We start from the raw sequence: 24,499 nt of genomic DNA on the forward strand, positions 1-24,499 counted from the left end.
ACCACTTTTAGGAAGTTCCGGGGGGGACGGGTCATGTGGCGTATCATTCGACGAATGCAATCTGATGTGCGAGCGGTGTTCGATAACGACCCTGCGGCAAGAAGCCGGTTTGAAGTCATTTTCACTTATTCTGGACTGCATGCGATATGGGCGCATCTAATCGCTCATTGGTTGTACCGGTACCGTTGGTTTACGGTGGCCCGTATCATTTCGCAGGCGAGCCGCTTTGTGACCGGAATTGAGATACATCCAGGTGCCCGCATAGGGGACCGTCTGTTCATCGACCATGGGATGGGGGTCGTAATCGGTGAAACGTGTGAAATCGGAGACGATGTCGTCATCTACCAAGGGGTTACCCTTGGAGGGACAGGGAAAGAAAAAGGAAAGCGGCACCCCACGATCGGGAACAACGTAGTCATTTCTTCCGGTGCCAAGGTGCTCGGCTCGTTCAAGGTTGGAGACAATTCCAGCATTGGGGCCAATTCAGTCGTATTGCGGGAAGTTCCGCCGAACTGTACCGTAGTCGGTATACCAGGGCGAATCGTGAAGCAGGACGGCATTCGCATTGACCGTCTGAATCATGCCCAATTGCCTGACCCAGTCATCGATATGCTGCGCAGCTTGCAAGGCGAGATCGATGTGCTGAAAGCCGAATTGCAACTATGCAAGCCTTCCAAGCCAAGAAATATTGCTGGTGATCAAGTCGATGATCAAGCAGGAGACCCGGACGCAGCCAGTAAACAGCCAAAAGAAAACGAAGACGCCGCGGAACGGCTTGTTGAAGCCAATGTAATCAAAAAATAAAGCGAAACGAGATTAATGTAGGAGGTTAGCGCACCCATGACGCTGCACATTTATAATACGATGACGCGCCGCAAAGAGCCGTTCATCTCGATACACCCGGATAAGGTGAACATGTATGTATGCGGTCCGACCGTATACGATTATATTCATATCGGCAATGCGCGTCCGCAGATTTTCTTTGACGTGGTCCGTCGTTATTTGGAGACGCTTGGCTATAATGTGAACTATGTCGTCAACTTCACGGATGTGGACGATAGGCTAATTCGCAAAGCGGCGGAACTTGGATCTACCGTGCCGGAGGTCGCTGATCGCTTTATCCAAGCCTTTTATGAAGATATCGACGGGATTGGCGTCCGCCGTGCTTCGCAGAACCCTCGCGTAATGGACAATATGTCGGAAATCACCGCCTACATCGCTGAATTGGTGGAGCGTGGCTTCGCATATGAATCCGGCGGAGACGTCTATTTCCACACGAAGAAATTTCATGATTATGGGAAGCTGTCTCATCAAAATATTGAAGAACTTCAACTCGGCATTCGAATTGAAGTGGATGAGCGCAAAGAGAACCCTGAAGATTTCGTACTCTGGAAGGCGGCAAAGCCTGGAGAAATCTCCTGGCCGAGTCCGTGGGGCGATGGCCGTCCAGGCTGGCATATCGAATGCTCCGCGATGGCGCGCAAATATTTGGGTGAGACGCTGGATATACACGGCGGGGGCCAGGATTTACAATTCCCGCACCACGAGTGCGAGGTGGCGCAATCGGAGTCCATCACCGGCAAGCCACTGGCGAATGTATGGATGCATAACGGGTATATTCATATTAATAATGAGAAAATGTCGAAGTCGCTCGGCAACGGCGTGCTTGTCAAAGATTTGCGCAAGCAGTATCAACCGGCGGCGCTCCGCTATTTCATGCTGGCGACGCACTATCGCAATCCGCTTAACTTCAGCGAAGAGGCAATGGTGCAGGCGGAGAAGAGCGTGAGCCGGATTGCCAATGCGATGGCGAATGTGCAGCATGCTCTGCAGATGGTGACGAACGGAGCGGGTGCGGAAGCGGTGCATGAACAGGAGCCCGATGACACGCTGCAGGCGAAGCTGGCCGGCATCCTTGACACGTTCGATGCGAAGCTGCGGGATGACTTCAACACGGCTGATGCCATTACGGCCATGTTCGAATGGGCAAGCGAGGCTAACACCTACTTGCAGCAGGGTGCCCAAGGAGCGCAGCAGACCGGCAATTTGCAAGCGCTGCTCGATGCGTTCGAAGCGATGAATGATGTGCTCGGCCTCGTGATGGATCAGGAGGATGAGCTGCTTGACGAAGAAGTGGACCAACTCATTCAAGAACGCAATGATGCGCGCAAAGCTAAAAACTGGGCGCGCGCCGATGAGATTCGCGATTTGCTGACAGCTCAAGGAATATTGCTGGAGGACACGCCGCAAGGCGTACGTTGGCGTCGCAAATGAAGAGAGACGAACAACCGGCGTCCGGAGGCAAAGGAGCGAATAACAGCGCCATGAACAAGGATGAACAAGCACGGCATGAGATAGACGAAGCGAGCACGGGACAAGGGGAGCCGCAACATTTGCTCTTCCCCTTCGCTCCATCCAAGCAAGCGAAGCATTTGAACCCGATCGTGCTCGCTTATATGGGCGATGCCATCTACGAAGCAGCGATACGTCAATATTTAATATCGAAGCCGAATCATCGCCCTAATCATTTGCACCGAGAAGTAATAAGCTATGTGTCTGCGAAAGCACAGGCTCGCTTTCTCGGCAGCATCGCCTCCTTCTTGACGGAAGAGGAAGCCGATGTCGTGCGCCAAGGGCGGAATACGAAGTCGAGCGTGCCGAAAAGTGCCGATGTGAGCGAATACCGACAGGCAACAGCGCTGGAAGCGTTGTTCGGCTATTTATATTTCAGCGGGCAGCATGATCGCATGCGCCAACTGGTGAATATGATCGTTCACGTCCATGAAGCGGAGCACGACAATAAATAACGGGTGGAGCACGGATGCAATACACGAAGCTACACATAACGGGAGGCCATTACACGCATGCATGAAGAATTTATCGCCGGGAAGCACTCGGTTACCGAAGCGCTCAAATCTGGGCGCACCATCAACAAGATATGGATTGCGGATAATGCGCAGAAGCATTTGACCCTGCCTATCATCGCCGAGGCGAAGAAAGTGGGAGTCGTCATTCAGACGGTGGACAAGCGTAAGCTGGACCAGATGGTCGAAGGCGTACAGCATCAAGGTGTTGTCGCACAAGTCGCTGCTTATGATTATGTGGAAGTGGAAGATATTCTCGCCCGGGCCGAGGCCAAAGGGGAAGTTCCTTTTTTGCTGTTGCTGGACGAAATCGAAGACCCGCATAACTTGGGCTCGATTTTGCGTACGGCGGATTGTACGGGAGTTCACGGTGTTATCATTCCGAAGCGTCGCTCGGTTGGACTTACCGCTACGGTATCGAAGACATCGGCAGGGGCAGTCGAATATGTGCCGGTTGCCCGCGTCACGAACTTGACACAGACAATGGAACAGCTGAAAGAGCGCGGCGTGTGGATTGTCGGTACAGACGTATCGGCGACGCAGGAAATATACGATGCGGATGTGTTCACACTTCCGGTTGCGCTTGTAATTGGCAACGAGAACAAAGGCATGGGTCGTCTTATCCGTGAAACGTGTGATGTTCTCTGTACATTGCCAATGGCAGGGCAAATCAATTCGCTAAACGCGTCGGTAGCCGCTGGCATCTTTATGTATGAGGTTGTGCGCCGGCGCCGCGGCTGAGGCTGCGGAACATGGAACGGCAGGATTGGCGCGATGTGCTCTTGGTCGATGGTTACAATATGATTGGGGCATGGCCGGAATTGTCGCAGCTTGCGGATAACCGATTGGAAGAAGCGCGGGATCGGCTGCTGCACATGCTTGCGGATTATCAAGCTTATTCGGGGCGAAAAGTCATTGCCGTGTTCGACGCGTATCGCGTTCCCGGTCTCGGGATGAAATACAAGCAGGGGAATATGACGGTTTATTTTACAAAAGAAAAAGAAACGGCGGATGAATGCATTGAACGTCTCGTAAAGGAACTGACGCATCGCCGCCGTCAAATCTATGTTGCCACCTCCGACATGACGGAGCAGCGCGTCACCTTCGGGCAGGGTGCGCTTCGTGTCTCTGCGCGGGAGCTTCGGCTCATCATTGAGCAGGCAAGACAAGAAGTGCAGTCTCGTATTCGGGAGCATGCATCGCAGCCGATCAAACGTAATCCGTTGGAAGGGAAGCTGAGTCTGGATCAACTGTTGAAGCTGGAACGGATGCGCCGCGGCGAGAAAGACTAGCAGAGGTTGAAAAGCAGTTTTTTTGAACACGCGCTAGAATCGAGAGAAGAGATGTTCGCCCAGTACGGATTTTGGTATCTTTTTTCCAAGCGATTGTCTCTTTATTTGTGAAATACCTTGGATTCCGCTCTGGATAAGGCTTCACTTGGTTGACGGTGTTAGATAGATTCATATATACTGAATCTATCATTTGTGATGTAACAGTGGATTGCGTTGCAGGCCGGAGGGATTGCTAGTGAGTGTTGACCTCAGAGTATTAAGCGCCTCCTCATACGATCGGTTGACGGATGAACAGCTAGTCGACGCGGTTCGTGATGGGGACAGTGAAGCGCTTGAATACTTAATTAACAAATACCGCAATTTCGTACGGGCGAAGGCACGCTCTTATTTTTTGATCGGGGCTGACCGTGAAGATATTGTACAAGAGGGTATGATCGGCCTATACAAGTCGATTCGGGATTTTAAAGGTGACAAGTTGGCTTCATTCAAGGCGTTTGCCGAACTGTGCATCACAAGACAGATCATTACCGCGATCAAGACCGCGACGCGTCAGAAACATATCCCTTTAAATTCATACGTTTCCTTGGACAAGCCGATTTACGATGAAGATTCGGACCGGACGTTGCTGGACATTATCGGGGGTTCGCGTGTATCGGACCCGGAAGAGCTCATTATTAATCAAGAAGAGTTTGTCGGACTTGAAGACAAGATGTCCGAGATACTGAGCGATTTGGAACGCAAAGTGTTAATGCTTTATTTGGACGGACGATCCTATCAGGAGATTGCCGTCGATCTAGATCGTCATGTCAAATCCATTGATAATGCTCTGCAGCGTGTGAAGCGCAAGCTGGAGCGGTATTTGGAATTGCGCGATGGCGCACATGAGGAATAGCGAACGATAGAGAGATGCCATGAAGAGCTTATCCACCTCACGAGTGAGGGAATAAGCTTTTTTTACTATTAAGGAATGGTTCTGACTGGTGAAGGAGTGGGAATGCCGCGATCGTGAAAAGGTGATGATAGGGCGCAGGTTTAGATTGATTGAAAATCTACCATACTGGTATAGACTTCGACATTCGAGATTATTCCTTTTGCATGCAGCTGTCGGTTATGATAGAGTGGAGGTCGTAACCCCCCTAGCGTCAATACTTTTCGTTGACATGATTTGACCCTTATGATAAAGTGTTTTAGGTAGCCCTAAATATGCGTACGTTTTTACTGAATAAGTCTGTCTTATTCAGCTCGAGAGGCGGTTTTTATTCCTTATGGATTGGGAACAAACTGTTTCCCCTTGGGATAAATTCGACGCTTCTTATCATTAAGGTGTCTTCAGGAGGTGTACTATATGCGGGTAATCGTTACGATGGCTTGCACGAACTGCAAACAACGCAACTACACGACAACAAAGAACAAACGCAATCACCCAGACCGCATTGAGTTGAAGAAATTCTGCAAGTTCTGCAACGAGCATACTTCTCATCGCGAAACAAGATAAGTCAGATGGAGGTGTAGTCCGTGGCTTTCTTCGGGAATCTGAAACGTAGTTTCGGTTCAATGTTTTCCTTCTTTGCCGACAGCTGGGGCGAATTGAAAAAAGTTCGCTGGCCCAATCGTAAAGAATTGACAAGCTATACGATCGTCGTATTAGCCACGGTTGTCTTTATGACGCTTTATTTTTGGGTCCTTGACATCGGAATTAGCGCGATCGTCGAAGCGATTATTTAATAAAGTCCCAAGGTGGCTTGGTTATGGAAAAGAGATGGTACGTTGTTCATACCTATTCGGGGTATGAAAACAAAGTTAAGGCCAATTTGGAAAAGCGCGTCGAATCCATGGGCATGGAAGACAAAATTTTCCGAGTTCTTGTTCCAATGGAAGAAGAAGTGGTAAACAAAGACGGCAAGAAAAAGATCGTCATGCGCAAGGTTTACCCTGGCTATGTTTTGGTAGAGATGATCCAGACGGATGAGTCTTGGTATGTTGTTCGCAATACGCCAGGGGTCACTGGTTTTGTCGGTTCTACTGGTTCTGGTTCAAAGCCTATCCCGCTGTTGCCTGATGAGGTTGAACAAATCTTGAAGACAATGGGAATGGAAGCGCCGAAGCCAAAAGTCGATTTCGACTTGAAGGAATCGGTGCGTATTAAGGTCGGACCTTTTGCTAACTTTGTCGGTACGGTTGAAGAAATCATTACGGACAAGCAGAAGTTGAAGGTCCATGTTAACATGTTTGGAAGAGAAACCCCGCTTGAGTTGGATTACCACCAAGTGGAGAAGATTTAATACATCTTTTCAGGTTTCTGCTGTGAGGGAGGGCGCAAGCTTTGAACTCACATATTAGCGCAAGGAGGTGTACTACGTGGCGAAAAAAGTCATTAAAATCGTTAAGTTGCAAATACCAGCGGGAAAGGCAAATCCTGCGCCTCCGGTAGGTCCAGCTTTGGGTCAAGCAGGGGTTAACATCATGGCGTTCTGTAAAGAGTTCAACGCGAAGACAGCTGACCAAGCAGGTCTTATCATTCCTGTCGAAATCACTGTGTTCGAAGATCGTTCCTTTACGTTCATTACGAAGACGCCGCCGGCTGCTGTATTGTTGAAAGTAGCGACGAAAGTAGAAAAAGGTTCTGGCGAACCGAACAAGAACAAAGTTGCGACTGTAAAACGCGACGTTGTTCGTCAAATCGCAGAACAAAAAATGCCTGACCTGAACGCAGCATCTGTTGAATCAGCTATGCGTATGGTTGAAGGTACGGCTCGCAGCATGGGTATCGTCGTAGAAGACTAATTCAAGTTTTCTGGACGCATGTGGGAGGTTTAACCGTTAATACCACAAAGGAGGAAACATAACATGGCAAAACGTGGCAAGAAATACGTTGAAGCCGCTAAGTTGTTCGATAAAGACACAACTTACCAGCCGATGGAAGCTATTGAGTTAGTGAAAAAATCGGCTACGGCTAAATTTGACGAAACGATTGAAGTGGCTGTTCGCCTGGGCGTAGACCCTCGTAAACAAGACCAAAACGTTCGTGGGGTTGTTGTACTTCCTCACGGTACAGGTAAGACTAAACGCGTTCTCGTCTTTGCAAAAGGCGAAAAAGCGAAAGAAGCAGAAGCAGCTGGCGCTGATTTTGTAGGCGATCAAGATATGATCAACAAAATTCAACAAGGCTGGTTCGAATTCGATGTCTGCGTAGCAACACCAGACATGATGAGCGAAGTCGGTAAATTGGGCCGTATCCTCGGTGGTAAAGGTCTGATGCCTAACCCTAAAGCCGGTACGGTTACATTCGATGTATCTAAAGCGATCCAAGAGATCAAAGCGGGTAAAATCGAATACCGTCTGGACAAAGCAGGCCAAATTCATGCGCCAATCGGTAAAGTGTCCTTCGATGCAGATAAGTTGCATGATAACTTTAAAGCTCTCATCGATGCATTGAATCGTGCTAAGCCGGCAGCGGCAAAAGGCGTATACATGAAAAACATCGCTGTTTCTTCGACGATGGGACCTGCAGCACGCGTTGAAACTGCAACATTCCGCTAAGATAGATTCCCTCAGGGGAAGAATCTGGCCTCTGTTGGAAAGTAACGGAAGAGGTTGACATGATTCGACCGTTCGTGCTATCCTGATAGAGTTGCTGAGAGACAGTGTGCAACTAAATTTGAATAATCGTACCGTAGACAGTAGGTGCCGGAAGGCTTAATCTCCTACCGAGGTGTTCGAAATAGAATGAGTGCGAAGGTGTGCGTCGTTGACGCGGCTGCGCACCTGACCTTTTCGTGATGCCTCTGTAGTAAACTGCAGAGGCTTTTCTTATGCTGAAGTAGGTAGAACAGAACGGTCGGGATGCGGTTAGTAATGATACTTGTAGGAGGTGGATTGAGTGGCAAACGCAAAAATAATCGAAGCGAAGCAGCAAGAAGTGCAAGTGATCGCTGAGAAATTGCGTGGCAGCGCAACAACGGTTGTTGCCGACTACCGTGGCTTGAACGTGTCTCAAGTTACCGAGCTCCGCAAACAACTGCGTGAAGCAGGCATTGAATTCCAAGTATTGAAAAATACATTGGTTCGCCGTGCGACAGCAGCAGCGGAATTGTCGGAACTTGACGAAGTATTGTCCGGTCCAACGGCAATCGCATTCAGCCGCGAAGACGCAGTAGCTCCTGCGAAGATTTTGAACGACTTTGCGAAGAAGAACGAAGCTCTTGAGATCAAAGGTGGCGTGGTAGAAGGCCGCGTCGTCGATGTGGCTCAAATCAAAGCGTTGGCAGAATTGCCATCCCGCGAAGGTTTGCTGTCCATGTTGCTCAGCGTGCTTCAAGCGCCAATGCGCAACTTCGCACTTGCTGTCAAAGCAGTCGCAGAGAAGAACGAAGCCGAAGCGTAATCATGATCGCGTTCCCGAGATGGGGTATTGCGCGAGTATCTAATAATTAATCACGAATATGGAGGTTTAACAATGAGCAAAGATCAAATCTTGGAAGCCATTAAAGGCATGTCCGTATTGGAACTGAACGACCTTGTTAAAGCAATCGAAGAAGAATTCGGCGTAACAGCTGCAGCTCCTGTAGCAGTTATGGCTGGTGGCGCTGGCGATGCTGGTGCAGCTGAGCAAACAGAATTCGACGTAATTTTGAACGGCCCTGGCGCTGCCAAAATCAACGTTATCAAAGTAGTTCGCGAAATCACAGGTCTTGGCCTGAAAGAAGCGAAAGACTTGGTAGACAACTGCCCGAAACCATTGAAAGAAAAAGTAAGCAAAGAAGAAGCAGAAGCTGTGAAAGCGAAGCTCGAAGAAGCAGGCGCATCTGTAGAAGTGAAGTAATTTCAGCTCTGTGAAGTGCGAACCCCTTGAAGACCATTCAAGGGGTTTGTTGTCTAGGATACGACCTCGGTGCGCATCTTAGCCAATGAACGGCAGCGATTTTGACCTGCTGGAGCGTAACTCGCTAGGAGGTAAGGGAATGAACGGACACTATTACAGCAAACAGCCGGATGCGTCGCATGACCGTCAGCAGTGGCGGGCGATGCTTCGCGGGATGAACTTCCAGTTCGTTTCTGATGCAGGCGTATTCTCGAAGGGCGGAGTTGACTACGGAAGCCGCGTATTGATTGATAGCATGAATATTCCCGTACGAGCACAAGTGCTTGACGTTGGTTGCGGGTACGGTCCTATTGGTTTAACGGCTGCTCGCTTGGCACAGCAGGGATGTGTTAAGATGGTGGACGTCAATGAACGCGCCTTGCAGCTGGCACAGGAAAATGCCGCGCAAAACGGCATTCATAATGTCACGGTTCAAGAAAGTGACGGCTTGGCCGCACTTGCCGGCGAGCGTTTTGATGTCATTTTGACCAATCCTCCGATCCGGGCCGGCAAAGAAGTCGTCCATCGCATTTTCGAACAGTCCTATGAACAATTAAACGAACAAGGAGCACTCTGGATCGTGATTCAGAAGAAGCAGGGGGCGCCGTCAGCTGAGGCGAAGCTGCACACGTTGTTCGGAGAAGAGAATGTGGAGTTGGTAACGAAGGATAAAGGATATCGCGTCTATCGGGCAACGAAACGATAATAGACGATAACACAATTTCCAAGTTGACTTCATATGCCCAATGTGATATTATTATAAAATGTCAGTATTAGGATGGCCTTCATGTCTTTACATGACCAAAATGTCAAGTCTTTTTTTAAAACAGTGCATACTTTTTTAGGAATTGACGTATAATGTTTACATTTTGGGCAAGTCTATCGATATGAAGGACAAACGACAACATGAAACGGCGGCACGGGGAAACGGCGTCCATCGCAATTCGCATTTTTGCCGTGAACGTGCGTTTTTCTTTTTGCTTTATTTTCTACATTTTCAACTTGTTTCAGAGTCTCTTTCGTGGACTTTATTATAAAGGATACCGAAAAGGATTCGCAATCCATTTTTGTAGTAGACATGAGGGGTGAGTTAAAGTTGGCAGGACATCTTGTTCAGTATGGACGACGCACTCGGCGCAGCTACGCGCGAATCAAAGAGGTACTCGAAGTTCCGAACTTGATTGAAATCCAACAGAAATCGTACGAATGGTTTTTGGACGAGGGATTGCGTGAAATGTTCCAAGACATTTCGCCAATTCAGGATTTCACAGGCAATTTAGTTCTGGAATTTATTGATTACAGCTTGGGCGAACCAAAATACTCGGTCGATGATTCAAAGGAACGCGATGTAACATACGCGGCGCCGCTTCGGGTAAAGGTGCGTCTACTCAACAAAGAGACCGGAGAAGTCAAAGAGCAGGAAGTGTTCATGGGTGATTTCCCGCTTATGACCGAAACGGGTACGTTCATCATCAATGGTGCGGAACGCGTTATTGTCAGCCAGTTGGTTCGATCCCCAAGTGTCTATTTTAGTACTAAAGTTGACAAGAACGGGAAGAAAACCTACACGGCGACGGTCATTCCGAACCGTGGGGCATGGTTGGAACTGGAGACGGACGCAAAAGATATTATTTACGTTCGTATCGACCGTACACGGAAGATTCCGGTGACGGTATTGCTTCGTGCCTTGGGCTTTGGTACCGATGAACAAATCTTAGACTTGCTTGGTCATGACGAATATATCCGCAACACGCTGGATAAAGACAATACAGATTCGACGGAGAAAGCGCTGATTGAAATTTATGAACGCTTGCGTCCGGGTGAGCCGCCGACATTGGATAATGCGAGAAGCTTGCTGATCGCACGTTTCTTCGATCCTAAACGCTATGATTTAGCGAATGTTGGTCGCTATAAGATGAATAAGAAGCTTCACATTAAGAACCGCTTGTTTAACCACCGCTTGGCTGAGACGCTGGTCGATCCGGATACGGGTGAGATTATCGCAGAAGCAGGTCAAATGATTGACCGTCGTCTATTAGATGAAATTTTGCCTCGTCTCGAAAGCAACGTTGGATTTAAAACCTATCATGTTGCGGGTGGCGTATTGGAAAGCGACGATATTCCGATGCAGGTGATTGAGGTGTTCTCGCCGATTGAAGAGGGCAAGGTCATCAAAGTCATCGCCAATGGTATCATCGACAAAACCGTTAAAAATATTACGCCGGCGGACATTATCTCGTCTATCAACTACTTTATGAACTTGCTGCATGGCATTGGCAGCACGGATGACATCGACCATTTGGGCAACCGTCGTCTGCGTTCGGTAGGTGAACTGCTTCAGAACCAGTTCCGTATCGGCTTGTCCCGTATGGAGCGTGTTGTTCGTGAGCGGATGTCGATACAAGACGCGAATGTCATTACACCACAGGCTCTGATTAACATCCGACCTGTTATTGCATCGATTAAAGAGTTCTTCGGTAGTTCACAGTTGTCGCAGTTTATGGACCAGACGAACCCGCTTGCAGAGCTGACGCATAAGCGCCGCTTGTCTGCACTCGGACCCGGTGGTTTGACACGTGAACGTGCGGGCTTTGAAGTTCGAGACGTTCACCACTCTCACTATGGCCGTATGTGTCCAATTGAGACGCCGGAGGGACCGAATATCGGTTTGATCAACTCCTTGTCTACATTCGCCCGTGTCAACGAGTACGGCTTCATTGAAGCGCCATACCGTTGGGTGGATCCGAAGACAGGCAAAGTATCCGAACAGATCGATTACATGACAGCGGACGAAGAGGACAATTACGTCATTGCCCAAGCGAATGCGCTGTTGAATGATGATGGATCGTTCCAGGACGATATGATCATTGTTCGTTACAACAAGCAATCTGACAACATCTTGACGATGCCGAGCGAACGTGTGGACTACATGGACGTCTCGCCGAAGCAGGTTGTGTCGGTAGCGACTGCGCTCATTCCGTTCTTGGAAAACGATGACTCCAACCGTGCGCTCATGGGTTCGAACATGCAGCGGCAGGCTGTGCCTTTGCTTATTCCGGAGGCGCCGTTTGTCGGTACGGGAATGGAACATAAGTCCGCGAAGGATTCCGGCGTATGTATCGTATCCAAAGTAGACGGCTACGTTGAACGCGTAACGGCTAATGAAGTGCAAGTGCGTCGCGTCGAAGTAGTGGACGGCAAAGAGGTCAAAGGCGACCTCGTGAAATATAAATTGCAGAAGTTTATGCGTTCCAACCAAGGAACATGCATTAACCAACGTCCGCTTGCCAGAAAAGGCGAAATCGTCAAAAAAGGCGATATCTTGGCGGACGGCCCTTCCACCGAAGTGGGCGAGTTGGCCCTCGGACGCAACGTCGTCGTTGCGTTTATGACGTGGGAAGGTTACAACTACGAGGATGCGATTCTGTTGTCCGAGAAGTTGGTGAAAGAGGACGTCTACACGTCCATTCACATTGAAGAATACGAATCCGAAGCACGTGATACGAAGCTCGGACCGGAAGAAATTACTCGTGACATTCCGAACGTCGGCGAAGAAGCGCTCAAGAACCTTGACGAGCGCGGCATTATCCGCGTCGGTGCTGAGATTAAAGCAGGTGACATTCTGGTCGGTAAAGTAACGCCAAAAGGGGTTACGGAATTGACGGCAGAGGAACGCTTGCTGCACGCCATCTTCGGTGAGAAAGCTCGTGAAGTTCGTGACACGTCCCTGCGCGTACCGCATGGTACCGACGGTATCGTCGTTGACGTTAAGGTGTTCACGCGAGAGAATGGCGATGAGCTTCCACCAGGCGTCAATCAGCTCGTTCGAGTATATATTGCCCAAAAACGCAAAATTTCCGAGGGTGACAAAATGGCGGGGCGCCACGGTAACAAGGGTGTCATCGCACGTATCCTCCCGGAAGAAGATATGCCATTCTTGCCGGACGGCACGCCGGTTCAGGTCGTCTTGAACCCACTCGGCGTTCCATCTCGGATGAATATCGGTCAGGTGCTTGAAGTTCACTTGGGTATGGCAGCGCGCTATCTCGGCATGCATATGTCAACCCCGGTATTTGACGGTGCGACCGAGTATGACGTGTTCGATACGATGGAAGAAGCTGGTATGCAGCGCAACGGTAAGACGCGGTTGTATGACGGCCGTACGGGCGAACAGTTTGAACGTGAAGTAACGGTCGGCGTCATGTACATGATTAAGCTCGCGCACATGGTCGACGACAAAATTCATGCCCGTTCCACGGGTCCTTACTCCCTCGTTACGCAGCAGCCGCTCGGTGGTAAAGCACAGTTCGGTGGTCAGCGTTTCGGTGAGATGGAAGTATGGGCACTCGAGGCTTACGGTGCGGCATACACCTTGCAAGAGATTCTTACCGTCAAGTCTGACGATGTTGTCGGCCGCGTGAAGACGTACGAATCGATTGTCAAAGGCGAAAATGTACCGGAGCCGGGCGTTCCAGAGTCATTCAAAGTCTTGATCAAAGAGTTGCAAAGCTTAGGTATGGACGTCAAGATTTTGACAGAGAACGAAGAAGAAATTGAAATGCGTGAATTGGACGAAGACGACGATGCCTCCCAAGACAAGTTGAATCTTGGTGCGGAAGGCGAATACGTGGTAGAGTAACAATTCCCCAAATAGGATAGCGTTGTTGGTTCGGACGATGGTCGGCGGCTCCTTTGCCGTTCCGGCCATCGTCAATCCATATAGATTCGAACACAGAAGACCGCTTCCTGTGTGAAAACAAAAGCGGTGAACTCAAGTACAGATTAAGGAGGGTCGCTCCTTGATGGACGTCAACAATTTTGAATTTATGAAAATCGGGCTTGCCTCTCCCGACAAAATTCGCTCGTGGTCTCGCGGCGAAGTCAAGAAGCCAGAAACGATTAACTATCGCACGCTGAAGCCGGAGAAAGAGGGCTTGTTCTGCGAGAAGATTTTCGGGCCGACGAAGGATTGGGAGTGTCATTGCGGTAAATACAAACGTGTACGTTATAAAGGCGTCGTCTGTGATCGATGCGGCGTTGAAGTAACTCGCCAAAAAGTACGACGTGAACGGATGGGGCATATTGAATTGGCCGCTCCGGTATCGCACATTTGGTACTTTAAAGGAATTCCGAGCCGTATGGGCTTAGCGCTGGATATGTCCCCGCGTTCATTGGAGGAGATTATTTACTTCGCTTCCTATGTCGTAACGGACCCAGGAGATACGCCGCTTGAGAGGAAACAATTGCTGTCTGAAAAAGAATATCGCAGCTACCGTGAGAAATATGGTCATGCGTTCCAGGCTGGTATGGGTGCAGAGGCTGTAAAGAAGCTGCTTCAAGATTTGGATTTGGACAAAGAGCTGGATATGCTCAAAGAAGAGCTGCGTACCGCTCAAGGCCAACGCCGTAACCGGGCTATCAAACGCCTGGAAGTCATCGAGGCATTCCGCAACTCCGGCAATAGTCCGGATTGGATGATTCTTGATGTGCTGCCGGTCATTCCTCCGGAACTTCGTCCGATGGTACAGCTCGATGGCGGCCGTTTTGCTACGTCCGACTTGAACGATCTATATCGTCGTGTCATTAACCGGAACAACCGTTTGAAGCGTTTGCTCGACTTGGGTGCACCGGATATCATCGTACAGAATGAGAAACGGATGCTTCAAGAAGCGGTAGACGCCCTGATTGATAATGGCCGTCGCGGCCGTCCGGTAACCGGACCAGGGAACCGTCCGCTCAAATCGCTTAGCCATATGCTGAAAGGGAAACAAGGCCGCTTCCGTCAGAACTTGCTTGGAAAACGGGTTGACTATTCCGGTCGTTCCGTTATCGTTGTAGGTCCGTACTTGAAGATGTACCAATGTGGTTTGCCTAAAGAAATGGCGCTTGAGCTGTTCAAACCTTTTGTCATGAAAGAGCTCGTGAATAAAGGTTTGGCACATAACATCAAGAGCGCAAAACGCAAAGTGGAGCGCGTCAGCCCAGAAGTATGGGACGTTCTCGAAGAAGTCATCCGCGAGCATCCGGTTCTGTTGAACCGTGCGCCGACGCTTCACCGTCTCGGTATCCAAGCGTTCGAACCAATCTTGGTCGAAGGCCGTGCGATCCGTCTTCACCCGCTCGTTTGTACGGCGTACAACGCGGACTTTGACGGTGACCAGATGGCTGTTCACGTTCCGTTGTCGGCAGAAGCGCAAGCAGAAGCACGCTTGCTTATGTTGGCATCCGGTAACATCTTGAACCCGAAAGACGGTAAACCGGTCGTTACGCCATCTCAGGATATGGTTCTCGGATCGTTCTACTTGACGATGGACAACAAAGAAGCAGAAGGCTCGGGCATGATTTTCGCTACTGCCAATGAAGCAGTGTCCGCATACCAACGCGGTACGGCATCCTTGCACGCGCGTGTCGCAATTCCGGCGAAAGCTTTGAAGAAGACATCGTTTACAGATAAGCAACAAGAGGCGTTTATCGTTACGACGGTAGGACGCATTATTTTCAATGAAATCTTCCCGGAAGATTTCCCGTACATCAACGAAGCGACGAAGCGCAACTTGTTCGAGGGAACTCCGGATCATTACTTTATTTATGAAAAAGGCGCGAATATTCATGAAATTATTCAGAATATTCCGCAATCCGGGGCAGTCGGTAAAGACTATCTCGGTCAAATCATTGCCCGTTGCTTCGATATATTCCATACGACGAAGACGTCGGTCATTTTGGACCGTATCAAGCAAATCGGATTTACGTACTCCACACGCGCCGGAATTACGATTGCGGTGTCGGATGTTATCGTACCTCCGGAGAAAGTGGATATCCTGAAGGAATCCGAAGAGAAGGTTAAAGTCATTACGAATCAATATCGTCGTGGTCTGATTACGAATGACGAGCGTTATGACCGTGTTATTGAAGTCTGGTCCATGACGAAGGATAAAATTACCGAGATTCTCATGAAGTCGATGGATCGTTATAACAACATCATGCTCATGGTAGACTCGAAAGCACGGGGTAACAAATCGCAGATTACTCAGCTCGGCGGTATGCGGGGTCTGATGGCGAACCCATCTGGTCGGATTATCGAATTGCCAATCAAATCGAATTTCCGTGAAGGCCTTACGGTCTTGGAATACTTTATTTCCACTCACGGTGCGCGGAAAGGTCTCGCAGATACGGCGCTCCGTACAGCGGACTCGGGTTACTTGACCCGTCGTCTTGTTGACGTTGCGCAGGATGTTATCGTCCGCGAGGACGACTGCGGTACGGACAAGGGCTTCATGGTCAGCAATATCTCCGATGGTAAAGAAGTCATCGAAGGCTTGTACGACCGAATTGAAGGCCGTTATTCCTTTGAAACGATTCGTCATCCGGAAACAGGTGAGATTATCGTTCACCGTAACGATTTGATCGACACTGATAAGGCGGAAGCCATTGTCAATGCCGGTGTTAAAAAGCTGCAAATTCGCTCTGTGCTTAGCTGCCGTGCCCGTCATGGCGTATGTAAGATATGTTATGGCCGCAACTTGGCAACAGGCAAACACGTGGAAATCGGGGAAGCCGTCGGTATTATCGCGGCGCAATCCATCGGTGAACCAGGAACGCAGCTCACGATGCGTACGTTCCATACCGGTGGGGTTGCTGGAGACGATATTACACAAGGTTTGCCGCGTATCCAAGAACTCTTCGAAGCGCGGAATCCGAAAGGTCAAGCGATTATCTCCGAGATCGACGGTGTCGTCAAAGAGATTCGTGAAGCTAAAGACCGTCGTGAAGTGGAAGTCCAAGGTGAAGCCGAGACGAAAGTGTACCCGGTCACCTATGGTTCCCGTATTCGTGTAACCGAAGGCACGCAGATCGAAGCCGGAGACGAGATTACAGATGGTTCGATCGATCCGAAAGAAATGCTCCGAATCAAAGGTATCCGCGGCGTGCAGAACTATATTTTACAGGAAGTTCAGCGCGTTTACCGGAACCAAGGGGTAGAAATCAACGACAAGCACGTTGAAGTCATGATCAAGCAGATGCTGCGCAAAATCCGCATTGTTGATGCGGGAGACACGATTCTTCTGCCAGGATCATTTGTAGATATGCATGAATATGAAGCAGCCAACAAAGATGCGATTCTTGCTGGAAAAGAACCTGCTGTGGCGAAACCAATTTTGCTCGGTATCACCAAAGCGTCTCTTGAGACAGATTCCTTCCTGTCGGCAGCATCGTTCCAAGAAACGACGCGCGTGTTGACCGATGCGGCGATCAAAGGCAAAGTCGACCAATTGCTCGGCTTGAAAGAGAACGTCATTATCGGTAAGCTGATTCCTGCAGGTACTGGTATGAACCGTTACCGCAGCGTGAAGCTAATCAATCCGCTGGAAGAAGAAGTGACGGAAGACGCTCTGGACCCTGCTGGTGTAGGCGCTTCGGAGTAAGCTTAACTTAGCTGTACAATGGATAGCGGAATGTGTCAGTTGGCACCCCGGCAAGATAGGGTGCCAACTGGCTTTCTGTTTCACGAGCGCAGAGGATTCTTGCTGCAGTTGTGGTATGAGCCTCTTCCTTCGTTTTTTTCTTTTTTGAAGTGATAGTTTGAATAAAAAGTAAAAAAACTGCTTGACACTCGGTTTTTGAAGTGCTACTATATCGTAGTGTGCCCGAGACAATGACCTGTACTTTTGGAGGAACATGTTTCATGTCTAATGATAAAGGGTTACAGGATAGCAATGTAAGAATTGGGACGAAACAAACGTTAAAGATGGTTGAGTATGACAAGGCCATTGAAGTGTATGTTGCAGAAGACGCAGACTCGCGTGTAACGTCCAAGGTCATTGCGCTGTGCGAGAAGAAGGGCGTTAAGCTTACATATGTAAGCACGATGCGCGATCTCGGCAAAGCATGCGGCATTGAAGTGGGCGCTGCCATGGTGGCTGTCGTCGATGGCGATGAATAAGGAAACCTATGTTTTTGTTAAGGGTGAAGTCCTACGGCAAAAACTTTTCATTTGTTCATTTATGAACCACCTGGATCTGTGGGCTTAAATGAATGAGTTGTAAAGGTGTTTAATTTTATGGGAAGGGGGTGGCAACATGCCAACAATTAATCAATTGGTACGTAAAGGCCGCGAAGCTAAAATCAAAAAATCCAAATCCCCAGCATTGCAAAAAGGGTTCAACGCGTTGAAACGCGAAGAAACGGATTTGAGCGCGCCTCAAAAACGCGGTGTCTGCACTCGTGTAGGTACATTGACTCCGAAGAAACCGAACTCCGCGCTTCGTAAATATGCACGTGTTCGTTTGACGAACCGAGTTGAAGTGAATGCTTATATCGGCGGTATCGGTCATAACCTGCAAGAGCACAGTGTCGTGCTTGTGCGCGGCGGCCGTGTTAAAGACCTTCCGGGTGTTCGTTATCACGTCGTTCGCGGTGCATTGGACACTGCGGGTGTGAACAACCGTATGCAAGCTCGTTCCAAATACGGTACGAAGCGTCCAAAAGCGAAGAAGTAATTGTTCGCGTTTATGAAGTCATTTGGAAAGGGGGATTCACATGCCACGCAAAGGTCCAGTTCCTAAGCGCGACGTGTTGCCGGATCCGGTGTATAACAGCAAGTTGGTTACTCGCCTGATTAATCGCATCATGATCGACGGTAAACGTGGTGTTGCTCAAACAATTCTGTACGATGCATTTGAAGTCGTTCGTGAACGTACAGGGAATGATCCTATGGAAGTGTTTGAAGCAGCATTGAAAAATATTATGCCGGTCCTTGAAGTTAAAGCTCGCCGTGTAGGTGGTTCTAACTATCAAGTACCTATCGAGGTTAAACCTGAGCGCCGCACATCCTTGGGATTGCGCTGGTTGGTTAACTACTCGCGCAACCGCGGTGAAAAAACAATGCAAGAGCGTTTGGCAGCAGAGATTATCGATGCTTCCAACAACACTGGCGCAGCTGTTAAGAAACGTGAAGATACGCATAAAATGGCTGAAGCAAACAAAGCGTTTGCTCACTACCGTTGGTAGAATAAAGCTATTCGGGTCTCGAATATCGAGTCACCAAACCCATTTTGAAGGGAGATCACTCCATGGCAAGACAGTTCTCCTTGGCAAATACGCGTAACATCGGGATCATGGCTCACATCGATGCCGGTAAAACAACGACAACGGAGCGTATTTTGTTCTACACTGGTCGTACTCATAAGATCGGTGAAACTCATGAAGGTTCTGCAACAATGGACTGGATGGAACAAGAACAAGAGCGTGGTATCACCATTACATCTGCGGCAACAACCGCACAATGGAAAGGTCACCGCGTTAACATTATCGATACTCCGGGCCACGTTGACTTTACGGTAGAGGTTGAGCGTTCCCTTCGCGTATTGGACGGAGCCGTAGGCGTTTTCTCTGCAAAAGAAGGCGTTGAGCCGCAATCCGAAACGGTATGGCGTCAAGCTGACCGTTATGGCGTGCCTCGTATTGCTTACGTGAACAAAATGGATATCATCGGCGCTGATTACCTCGGCGTTATTGATTCCATGAAAGATCGTTTGAAAGCGAACGCTGTAGCAATTCAATTGCCGATTGGCGCAGAGAATGATTTCGTAGGTATCATCGATTTGATGACGGAAAAAGCGTACATCTTTAAAGATGACCTCGGTAAAGAAGTAGATGAAGCTGAAGTTCCAGCTGAGTTGAAAGACAAAGTTGAAGAGCTTCGCATGGAAATGGTTGAGAAGATTGCAGAACTCGACGAAGACTTGATGATGAAATACCTTGAAGGCGAAGAGATTACAGTTCCTGAACTGAAAGCAGCTCTTCGCAAAGGGGTATGCAGCGTTCAAATCTTCCCTGTTGTATGCGGATCTTCCTACCGCAACAAAGGCGTTCAGATGATGATCGACGCTGTTGTTGACTACCTGCCGTCTCCATTGGATGTGCCTGATATTCAAGGTCATCTCGAAGATGGTACGGAAGCCATTCGTCATTCTTCGGACGAAGAGCCGTTCTCGGCCCTCGCGTTCAAGATTATGACTGACCCTTATGTTGGTAAGCTGACATTCTTCCGCGTATACTCTGGCGTACTGAACTCCGGTTCTTACGTACTGAATGCAACGAAGAACAAGCGCGAGCGTATCGGTCGTATCCTTCAAATGCACGCGAACAGCCGTGAAGAAATTGCCGTAGTTTTCTCCGGTGACATTGCGGCTGCAGTTGGCTTGAAAGATACAGGTACAGGCGACACGCTGTGCGACGAAAAAAATCCGATAATCTTGGAGTCCATGAACTTCCCTGATCCGGTTATCCACATTGCCGTTGAGCCGAAGACAAAAGCAGACCAAGACAAACTTGGTGTAGCTTTGTCCAAGCTTACGGAAGAGGATCCAACACTGCGTGCCCACACGGATGAAGAAACGGGACAAACGATTCTTGGCGGTATGGGTGAGCTTCACCTTGATGTCATCGTTGACCGTATGCGTCGTGAGTTCAAAGTGGAAACAAACGTAGGTAAACCTCAGGTTGCTTATCGTGAAACATTCCGTACAGCTGCTAAGGTTGAAGGTAAGTTCGTACGTCAGTCCGGTGGCCGTGGTCAATACGGGCACGTATGGATCGAATTCGCACCGCAAGAGCCAGGTGTTGGCTTTACCTTCGAGAACAAAATTGTCGGTGGTGTCGTTCCGCGTGAATACATCGCACCGGTACAAGCCGGTATCGAAGAGTCGATGAAGAACGGTGTCTTGGCCGGCTTCCCGCTCGTTGATATTAAAGCGACAATTTTCGATGGTTCTTACCACGATGTCGACTCCAGTGAAATGGCGTTTAAGATTGCCGGTTCTATGGCGCTTAAAGCAGCAAAAGAGAAGTGTAATCCTTGCTTGCTCGAGCCAATCATGAAAGTCGAAGTCACTGTGCCTGAAGAGTACATGGGCGACGTTATGGGTATGCTGAACTCTCGCCGCGGTCGCATCGAAGGTATGGATTCTCGTGCAGGCGCACAAATTATCCGTGCTAAAGTGCCTCTTGCAGAAATGTTCGGTTACTCGACAACACTTCGTTCCGGTACACAAGGCCGCGGTGTGTTCTCGATGGAGATTTCTCACTATGAAGAAGTTCCACGCAACATCTCGGAAGAGATTATTGCTAAGAACAAAGGCGAGTAATTCGTCCTTGAAATGTTTTCAATCGGCTGAGCGCATGGCTTGCCCATGTGCTTCCAGCCATTAAACCATACATTCCACTTATTAAGGAGGAACTAGTTCAAATGGCAAAGGCTAAGTTTGAACGTACGAAACCGCACGTTAATATCGGTACGATCGGTCACGTTGACCATGGTAAAACAACTTTGACTGCTGCAATCACTACAGTTCTGGCAAAAAAATACGGCGGTGGATCCGCTATCGCATTCGATCAAATCGATAAAGCTCCAGAAGAGCGCGAACGCGGTATCACAATTTCCACTTCCCACGTTGAGTATGAGACGGATAACCGTCACTATGCTCACGTTGACTGCCCAGGTCACGCCGACTACGTTAAGAATATGATTACGGGTGCTGCTCAAATGGACGGCGCGATTCTCGTTGTATCCGCAGCTGACGGCCCAATGCCGCAAACTCGTGAGCACATCTTGCTTTCCCGCCAAGTAGGCGTACCTTACATCGTCGTATTCATGAACAAATGCGACATGGTTGAAGATGAAGAGTTGTTGGAATTGGTTGAAATGGAAATTCGTGATCTTCTTAGCGAATATGAATTCCCTGGCGACGATACTCCAATCATTCGCGGTTCTGCTCGTGAAGCTCTTCAAAACCCAGAAGGAGAATGGGCTGAAAAAATCGTCGAATTGTTCAACCAAGTTGACGAGTACATCCCAACTCCAGAGCGCGACACTGATAAGCCTTTCTTGATGCCTGTCGAGGACGTATTCTCCATCACAGGCCGCGGTACAGTTGCTACTGGCCGTGTAGAGCGTGGTACAGTTAAAGTCGGCGACGAGATTGAAATCGTTGGTATTCAAGAAGAAACTCGTAAATGTGTTGTTACGGGCGTTGAAATGTTCCGTAAACTTCTTGATTCCGCTCAAGCGGGCGACAACATCGGCGCATTGCTCCGTGGTGTTGACCGTAAAGACATCGAGCGCGGTCAAGTATTGGCTAAACCAGCTTCGGTTAAACCACACACTGAGTTTACTGCACAAGTGTACGTGTTGACTAAAGAAGAAGGTGGCCGTCACAAGCCTTTCTTCACTGGCTACCGTCCACAGTTCTACTTCCGTACAACGGACGTAACTGGTGTAATCGATTTGCCAGAAGGCACTGAAATGGTTATGCCTGGTGACAACATCACAGTTACTGTTAACCTGATCAATCCAATCGCGATTGAAGAAGGTACTCGCTTCGCTATCCGCGAAGGTGGCCGTACAGTAGGTGCTGGTGCGGTTGCATCCATCATCAAATAATGTAAGCCGCCGGCAGTAGTCGGCGCTTCATAGAACCCCTTGTCCTTCGGGACAGGGGGTTTTTTATATTATTTTTTTACATAACCATCATTGGAAATTCACAGTTCGTTCATCGTTCTCTCTTTGTTTTTTACGCAAGACTTGTATAATAAAGCTTAAATCATGCATTCATTGAAATTTAAATAGGCTTATAGACCTGTTTTGTGTCGAATGTTGTTAGAATGTACTAGCAGAAAGGAAGCAAAACATGCGTGTAAAGCAATGGCTTAAACGGTGGAGAGATACAGCTGGAAAGACACAGAGCGATGGTGGAGCTGTTGCCCAACCAAGTCACGTGAAGTATTGGGATATCGATACGGAATTCATGATGGAACAAGGAATTCGACTGCCAGAGAGTCATCCCATACATAAGCAAATAGGTATGATAGGAATAACTGATAGCGATTTATCATTGCTTAGAGCGATAAAGCCTCATCTTCTTCCTCATATCGCCTCCATAACGGACGTTTTTTATGCCACTATCCTTGATGTAGCGAGCCTCAGTGAAATGATTCAAAGTCACAGTACAATAGAACGTCTGAAGAAGACGTTGGAACAGCATATTTCGGAAATATTTGACGGAGTCATCGATGAGGCTTTTTTGAAGAAGCGCTTTAAGATTGCGGAAGTGCACCATCGTATCGGCTTGGATTCCAAATGGTACATGGGTGCCTTTCAAAATGTGCAGCATGGGTTAATCGACATCATTCATCAGCACATCGGTGACTCGCAGCTGCAAATACGGATGATGATGGCCATTATGAAGATCATGAATCTGGAACAGCAAATTGTGTTGGAATCTTACGAGGAGCGACATCGTATAGAACGAGAACAACAGTATCAAGAGGTAAAGGATGAGCTGAAACGTAATATTGCGGAGTTAAGCAGTCGCTTGGCAGAGCTTACCGCTAGTACGAATGAGACGATACAAAGCTTAATCGCGCGCGGTATGAATTTGAATGAAAAGGTCGTGCAAACGAGCGATTCAGCCCGTCATACACAGGCCAGAGCGGAAGACGGAGAACGGCTCATAATGCAATTTACGGGCAGTATGCAGCAAATCGTTGCGCATACACATCAAATGAAATCCAGCATTGACGAATTGAAAAATACATCTTTGCGTATCCGTTCGATTGTAGGGGCTGTAAAAGAAATTGCGGACCAGACGAATTTGTTATCGCTCAATGCTTCAATCGAGGCTGCGCGTGCCGGCGAGCATGGGGCAGGTTTTGCGATCGTTGCCAAAGAAGTGAACAAGCTGGCTGCGCATACAAAGGATACGGTTACGGATATTGAAGAGTTGATTGGGAATTCCACGCTGGTCACGAATGCGGTTGTCCATATCATTACGCAGGTGAAGGGCAATGTAAGCACCGTCAGAGAACAAGCGGATGCGACGGGTGACACGTTCCGCCACATCGTAGAACAGGTGGAGCAGAGCACGACGGACATGGAGCACATGCAGGATGAAATGAAGACGCTGCTGCAGATCATTACAGGCATCGGCCAATCAACTGACGAAGTTGCCGTTTCGGCGGAACGGTTGAATGAAGCGACGCTGCATTTATAGAGAGGGAAGCCGCTGAGAGAACGGTGGGCATATCTTTATTGGAAAAGGCTGAGCTATTACGCCAGTCTTTTTCTGTGTTTCGAACATAGGACATGATACGATTGCAATCGTCATACTTCATATATAGAGAGCAGGAGGATTAAGATGAAAATAATGATGAAACGGATTACGATGCTGCTTATATATAAGTAGAAGTTTCTGCAATCGATGTGAGCCTAGTTGTAGAATATACAGTCAAATGTATCGATTGGTCGACAGAATAGAATGTGGACTGGATATCGTACAGTGGATCGGGCTCTATTTCAGTGATTTCTGCGGTACAAGCGACCAAAACATTGGACAAACCGCCCCGTCGACGTTCCGTTACCACCACCAAGAATGAAAATAGTTCGTTCTATCATCCTGCTGCATATTCCAATGAAATCTGCCCTA

Annotated in this window: 22 protein-coding genes and 1 other annotated feature; all 22 genes read left to right on the forward strand. The window is 48.7% G+C overall.

Translation table 11 applies throughout. The features are described 5' to 3' along the window. The first annotated feature begins 33 nt into the window (after positions 1 to 33). On the forward strand, positions 34 to 804 hold the full coding sequence (gene cysE, locus A372_RS33700; protein WP_019420674.1) for a serine O-acetyltransferase: 771 nt from the start codon (positions 34 to 36) through the stop codon (positions 802 to 804). A 36-nt stretch (positions 805 to 840) separates the two neighbouring features. Next, entirely contained in the window at positions 841 to 2,274 is a 1,434-nt protein-coding gene (gene cysS, locus A372_RS0109845) for a cysteine--tRNA ligase (protein ID WP_019420675.1), read from the forward strand. Then, entirely contained in the window at positions 2,271 to 2,807 is a 537-nt protein-coding gene (locus tag A372_RS33705; RefSeq protein WP_019420676.1) for a Mini-ribonuclease 3, read from the forward strand. Before cysS ends, A372_RS33705 begins: the two co-directional genes overlap by 4 nt. A 57-nt stretch (positions 2,808 to 2,864) precedes the next feature. After that, a complete protein-coding gene (rlmB, locus tag A372_RS0109855; protein ID WP_019420677.1) occupies positions 2,865 to 3,605 on the forward strand; it encodes a 23S rRNA (guanosine(2251)-2'-O)-methyltransferase RlmB in 741 nt (246 codons plus the stop codon). An 11-nt stretch (positions 3,606 to 3,616) separates the two neighbouring features. Next, complete coding sequence (locus A372_RS0109860; protein WP_019420678.1) at positions 3,617 to 4,156, forward strand: NYN domain-containing protein; 540 nt, start codon at positions 3,617 to 3,619, stop codon at positions 4,154 to 4,156. Between the two features lie 235 nt (positions 4,157 to 4,391). Next, positions 4,392 to 5,048 (forward strand): RNA polymerase sporulation sigma factor SigH, encoded by a 657-nt coding sequence (sigH, locus tag A372_RS0109865; RefSeq protein ID WP_019420679.1) that lies wholly within the window; start codon positions 4,392 to 4,394, stop codon positions 5,046 to 5,048. Positions 5,049 to 5,501: 453 nt separating this feature from the next. Further along, positions 5,502 to 5,651 (forward strand): 50S ribosomal protein L33, encoded by a 150-nt coding sequence (rpmG, locus tag A372_RS0109870; RefSeq protein WP_019420680.1) that lies wholly within the window; start codon positions 5,502 to 5,504, stop codon positions 5,649 to 5,651. Positions 5,652 to 5,689: 38 nt separating this feature from the next. Beyond that, positions 5,690 to 5,881: a preprotein translocase subunit SecE gene (gene secE / locus A372_RS0109875; protein ID WP_026010982.1), complete on the forward strand. Its 192-nt coding sequence runs from the start codon at positions 5,690 to 5,692 to the stop codon at positions 5,879 to 5,881. 23 nt (positions 5,882 to 5,904) lie between these two features. Further along, positions 5,905 to 6,438: a transcription termination/antitermination protein NusG gene (gene nusG / locus A372_RS0109880; protein WP_019420682.1), complete on the forward strand. Its 534-nt coding sequence runs from the start codon at positions 5,905 to 5,907 to the stop codon at positions 6,436 to 6,438. A 76-nt stretch (positions 6,439 to 6,514) separates the two neighbouring features. Beyond that, positions 6,515 to 6,940, forward strand: coding sequence for a 50S ribosomal protein L11 (gene rplK, locus A372_RS0109885; protein ID WP_019420683.1), 426 nt, complete (start codon positions 6,515 to 6,517; stop codon positions 6,938 to 6,940). A gap of 63 nt (positions 6,941 to 7,003) precedes the next feature. Then, on the forward strand, positions 7,004 to 7,696 hold the full coding sequence (rplA, locus tag A372_RS0109890) for a 50S ribosomal protein L1 (RefSeq protein WP_019420684.1): 693 nt from the start codon (positions 7,004 to 7,006) through the stop codon (positions 7,694 to 7,696). Between the two features lie 113 nt (positions 7,697 to 7,809). Beyond that, positions 7,810 to 7,976 (forward strand) — a sequence feature (ribosomal protein L10 leader region). A 60-nt stretch (positions 7,977 to 8,036) separates the two neighbouring features. Next, positions 8,037 to 8,540, forward strand: coding sequence for a 50S ribosomal protein L10 (gene rplJ / locus A372_RS0109895; protein ID WP_019420685.1), 504 nt, complete (start codon positions 8,037 to 8,039; stop codon positions 8,538 to 8,540). A gap of 72 nt (positions 8,541 to 8,612) precedes the next feature. Further along, entirely contained in the window at positions 8,613 to 8,978 is a 366-nt protein-coding gene (gene rplL, locus A372_RS0109900) for a 50S ribosomal protein L7/L12 (protein WP_019420686.1), read from the forward strand. Between the two features lie 139 nt (positions 8,979 to 9,117). Next, positions 9,118 to 9,723 carry a class I SAM-dependent methyltransferase gene (locus tag A372_RS0109905; RefSeq protein ID WP_019420687.1) on the forward strand — a complete coding sequence of 202 codons (606 nt, stop codon included), beginning with the start codon at positions 9,118 to 9,120 and terminating at the stop codon, positions 9,721 to 9,723. 390 nt (positions 9,724 to 10,113) lie between these two features. Continuing rightward, complete coding sequence (rpoB, locus tag A372_RS0109910; protein WP_019420688.1) at positions 10,114 to 13,656, forward strand: DNA-directed RNA polymerase subunit beta; 3,543 nt, start codon at positions 10,114 to 10,116, stop codon at positions 13,654 to 13,656. 163 nt (positions 13,657 to 13,819) lie between these two features. Then, a complete protein-coding gene (gene rpoC / locus A372_RS0109915; RefSeq protein ID WP_019420689.1) occupies positions 13,820 to 17,440 on the forward strand; it encodes a DNA-directed RNA polymerase subunit beta' in 3,621 nt (1,206 codons plus the stop codon). Positions 17,441 to 17,700: 260 nt separating this feature from the next. After that, positions 17,701 to 17,958, forward strand: a complete 258-nt coding sequence (locus tag A372_RS0109920; protein ID WP_019420690.1) for a ribosomal L7Ae/L30e/S12e/Gadd45 family protein — start codon at positions 17,701 to 17,703, stop codon at positions 17,956 to 17,958. A 136-nt stretch (positions 17,959 to 18,094) separates the two neighbouring features. Then, complete coding sequence (gene rpsL, locus A372_RS0109925) at positions 18,095 to 18,514, forward strand: 30S ribosomal protein S12 (RefSeq protein ID WP_019420691.1); 420 nt, start codon at positions 18,095 to 18,097, stop codon at positions 18,512 to 18,514. A gap of 40 nt (positions 18,515 to 18,554) precedes the next feature. Beyond that, positions 18,555 to 19,025 (forward strand): 30S ribosomal protein S7, encoded by a 471-nt coding sequence (gene rpsG / locus A372_RS0109930; RefSeq protein ID WP_019420692.1) that lies wholly within the window; start codon positions 18,555 to 18,557, stop codon positions 19,023 to 19,025. Between the two features lie 62 nt (positions 19,026 to 19,087). Next, the gene (gene fusA / locus A372_RS0109935; protein ID WP_019420693.1) at positions 19,088 to 21,163 is read left to right on the forward strand and encodes an elongation factor G; all 2,076 of its coding nucleotides are present in this window, start codon (positions 19,088 to 19,090) and stop codon (positions 21,161 to 21,163) included. A gap of 101 nt (positions 21,164 to 21,264) precedes the next feature. Then, a complete protein-coding gene (gene tuf, locus A372_RS0109940; protein ID WP_019420694.1) occupies positions 21,265 to 22,458 on the forward strand; it encodes an elongation factor Tu in 1,194 nt (397 codons plus the stop codon). 247 nt (positions 22,459 to 22,705) lie between these two features. Then, entirely contained in the window at positions 22,706 to 24,067 is a 1,362-nt protein-coding gene (locus tag A372_RS0109945; RefSeq protein ID WP_019420695.1) for a globin-coupled sensor protein, read from the forward strand. Positions 24,068 to 24,499 lie beyond the last annotated feature (432 nt).

The sequence above is a fragment of the Paenibacillus sp. OSY-SE genome, from assembly GCF_000283315.1.
Lineage (GTDB): Bacteria > Bacillota > Bacilli > Paenibacillales > Paenibacillaceae > Paenibacillus_B > Paenibacillus_B profundus.

Coding starts and splice junctions, on each gene's coding strand:
- cysE (WP_019420674.1), top strand. CDS start 34: ATGTGGCGTATCATTCGACGAATGCAATCTGATGTGCGAGCGGTGTTC.
- cysS (WP_019420675.1), top strand. CDS start 841: ATGACGCTGCACATTTATAATACGATGACGCGCCGCAAAGAGCCGTTC.
- A372_RS33705 (WP_019420676.1), top strand. CDS start 2,271: ATGAAGAGAGACGAACAACCGGCGTCCGGAGGCAAAGGAGCGAATAAC.
- rlmB (WP_019420677.1), top strand. CDS start 2,865: ATGCATGAAGAATTTATCGCCGGGAAGCACTCGGTTACCGAAGCGCTC.
- A372_RS0109860 (WP_019420678.1), top strand. CDS start 3,617: ATGGAACGGCAGGATTGGCGCGATGTGCTCTTGGTCGATGGTTACAAT.
- rpmG (WP_019420680.1), top strand. CDS start 5,502: ATGCGGGTAATCGTTACGATGGCTTGCACGAACTGCAAACAACGCAAC.
- nusG (WP_019420682.1), top strand. CDS start 5,905: ATGGAAAAGAGATGGTACGTTGTTCATACCTATTCGGGGTATGAAAAC.
- rplA (WP_019420684.1), top strand. CDS start 7,004: ATGGCAAAACGTGGCAAGAAATACGTTGAAGCCGCTAAGTTGTTCGAT.
- rplL (WP_019420686.1), top strand. CDS start 8,613: ATGAGCAAAGATCAAATCTTGGAAGCCATTAAAGGCATGTCCGTATTG.
- A372_RS0109905 (WP_019420687.1), top strand. CDS start 9,118: ATGAACGGACACTATTACAGCAAACAGCCGGATGCGTCGCATGACCGT.
- rpoC (WP_019420689.1), top strand. CDS start 13,820: ATGGACGTCAACAATTTTGAATTTATGAAAATCGGGCTTGCCTCTCCC.
- A372_RS0109920 (WP_019420690.1), top strand. CDS start 17,701: ATGTCTAATGATAAAGGGTTACAGGATAGCAATGTAAGAATTGGGACG.
- rpsL (WP_019420691.1), top strand. CDS start 18,095: ATGCCAACAATTAATCAATTGGTACGTAAAGGCCGCGAAGCTAAAATC.
- rpsG (WP_019420692.1), top strand. CDS start 18,555: ATGCCACGCAAAGGTCCAGTTCCTAAGCGCGACGTGTTGCCGGATCCG.
- fusA (WP_019420693.1), top strand. CDS start 19,088: ATGGCAAGACAGTTCTCCTTGGCAAATACGCGTAACATCGGGATCATG.
- tuf (WP_019420694.1), top strand. CDS start 21,265: ATGGCAAAGGCTAAGTTTGAACGTACGAAACCGCACGTTAATATCGGT.
- A372_RS0109945 (WP_019420695.1), top strand. CDS start 22,706: ATGCGTGTAAAGCAATGGCTTAAACGGTGGAGAGATACAGCTGGAAAG.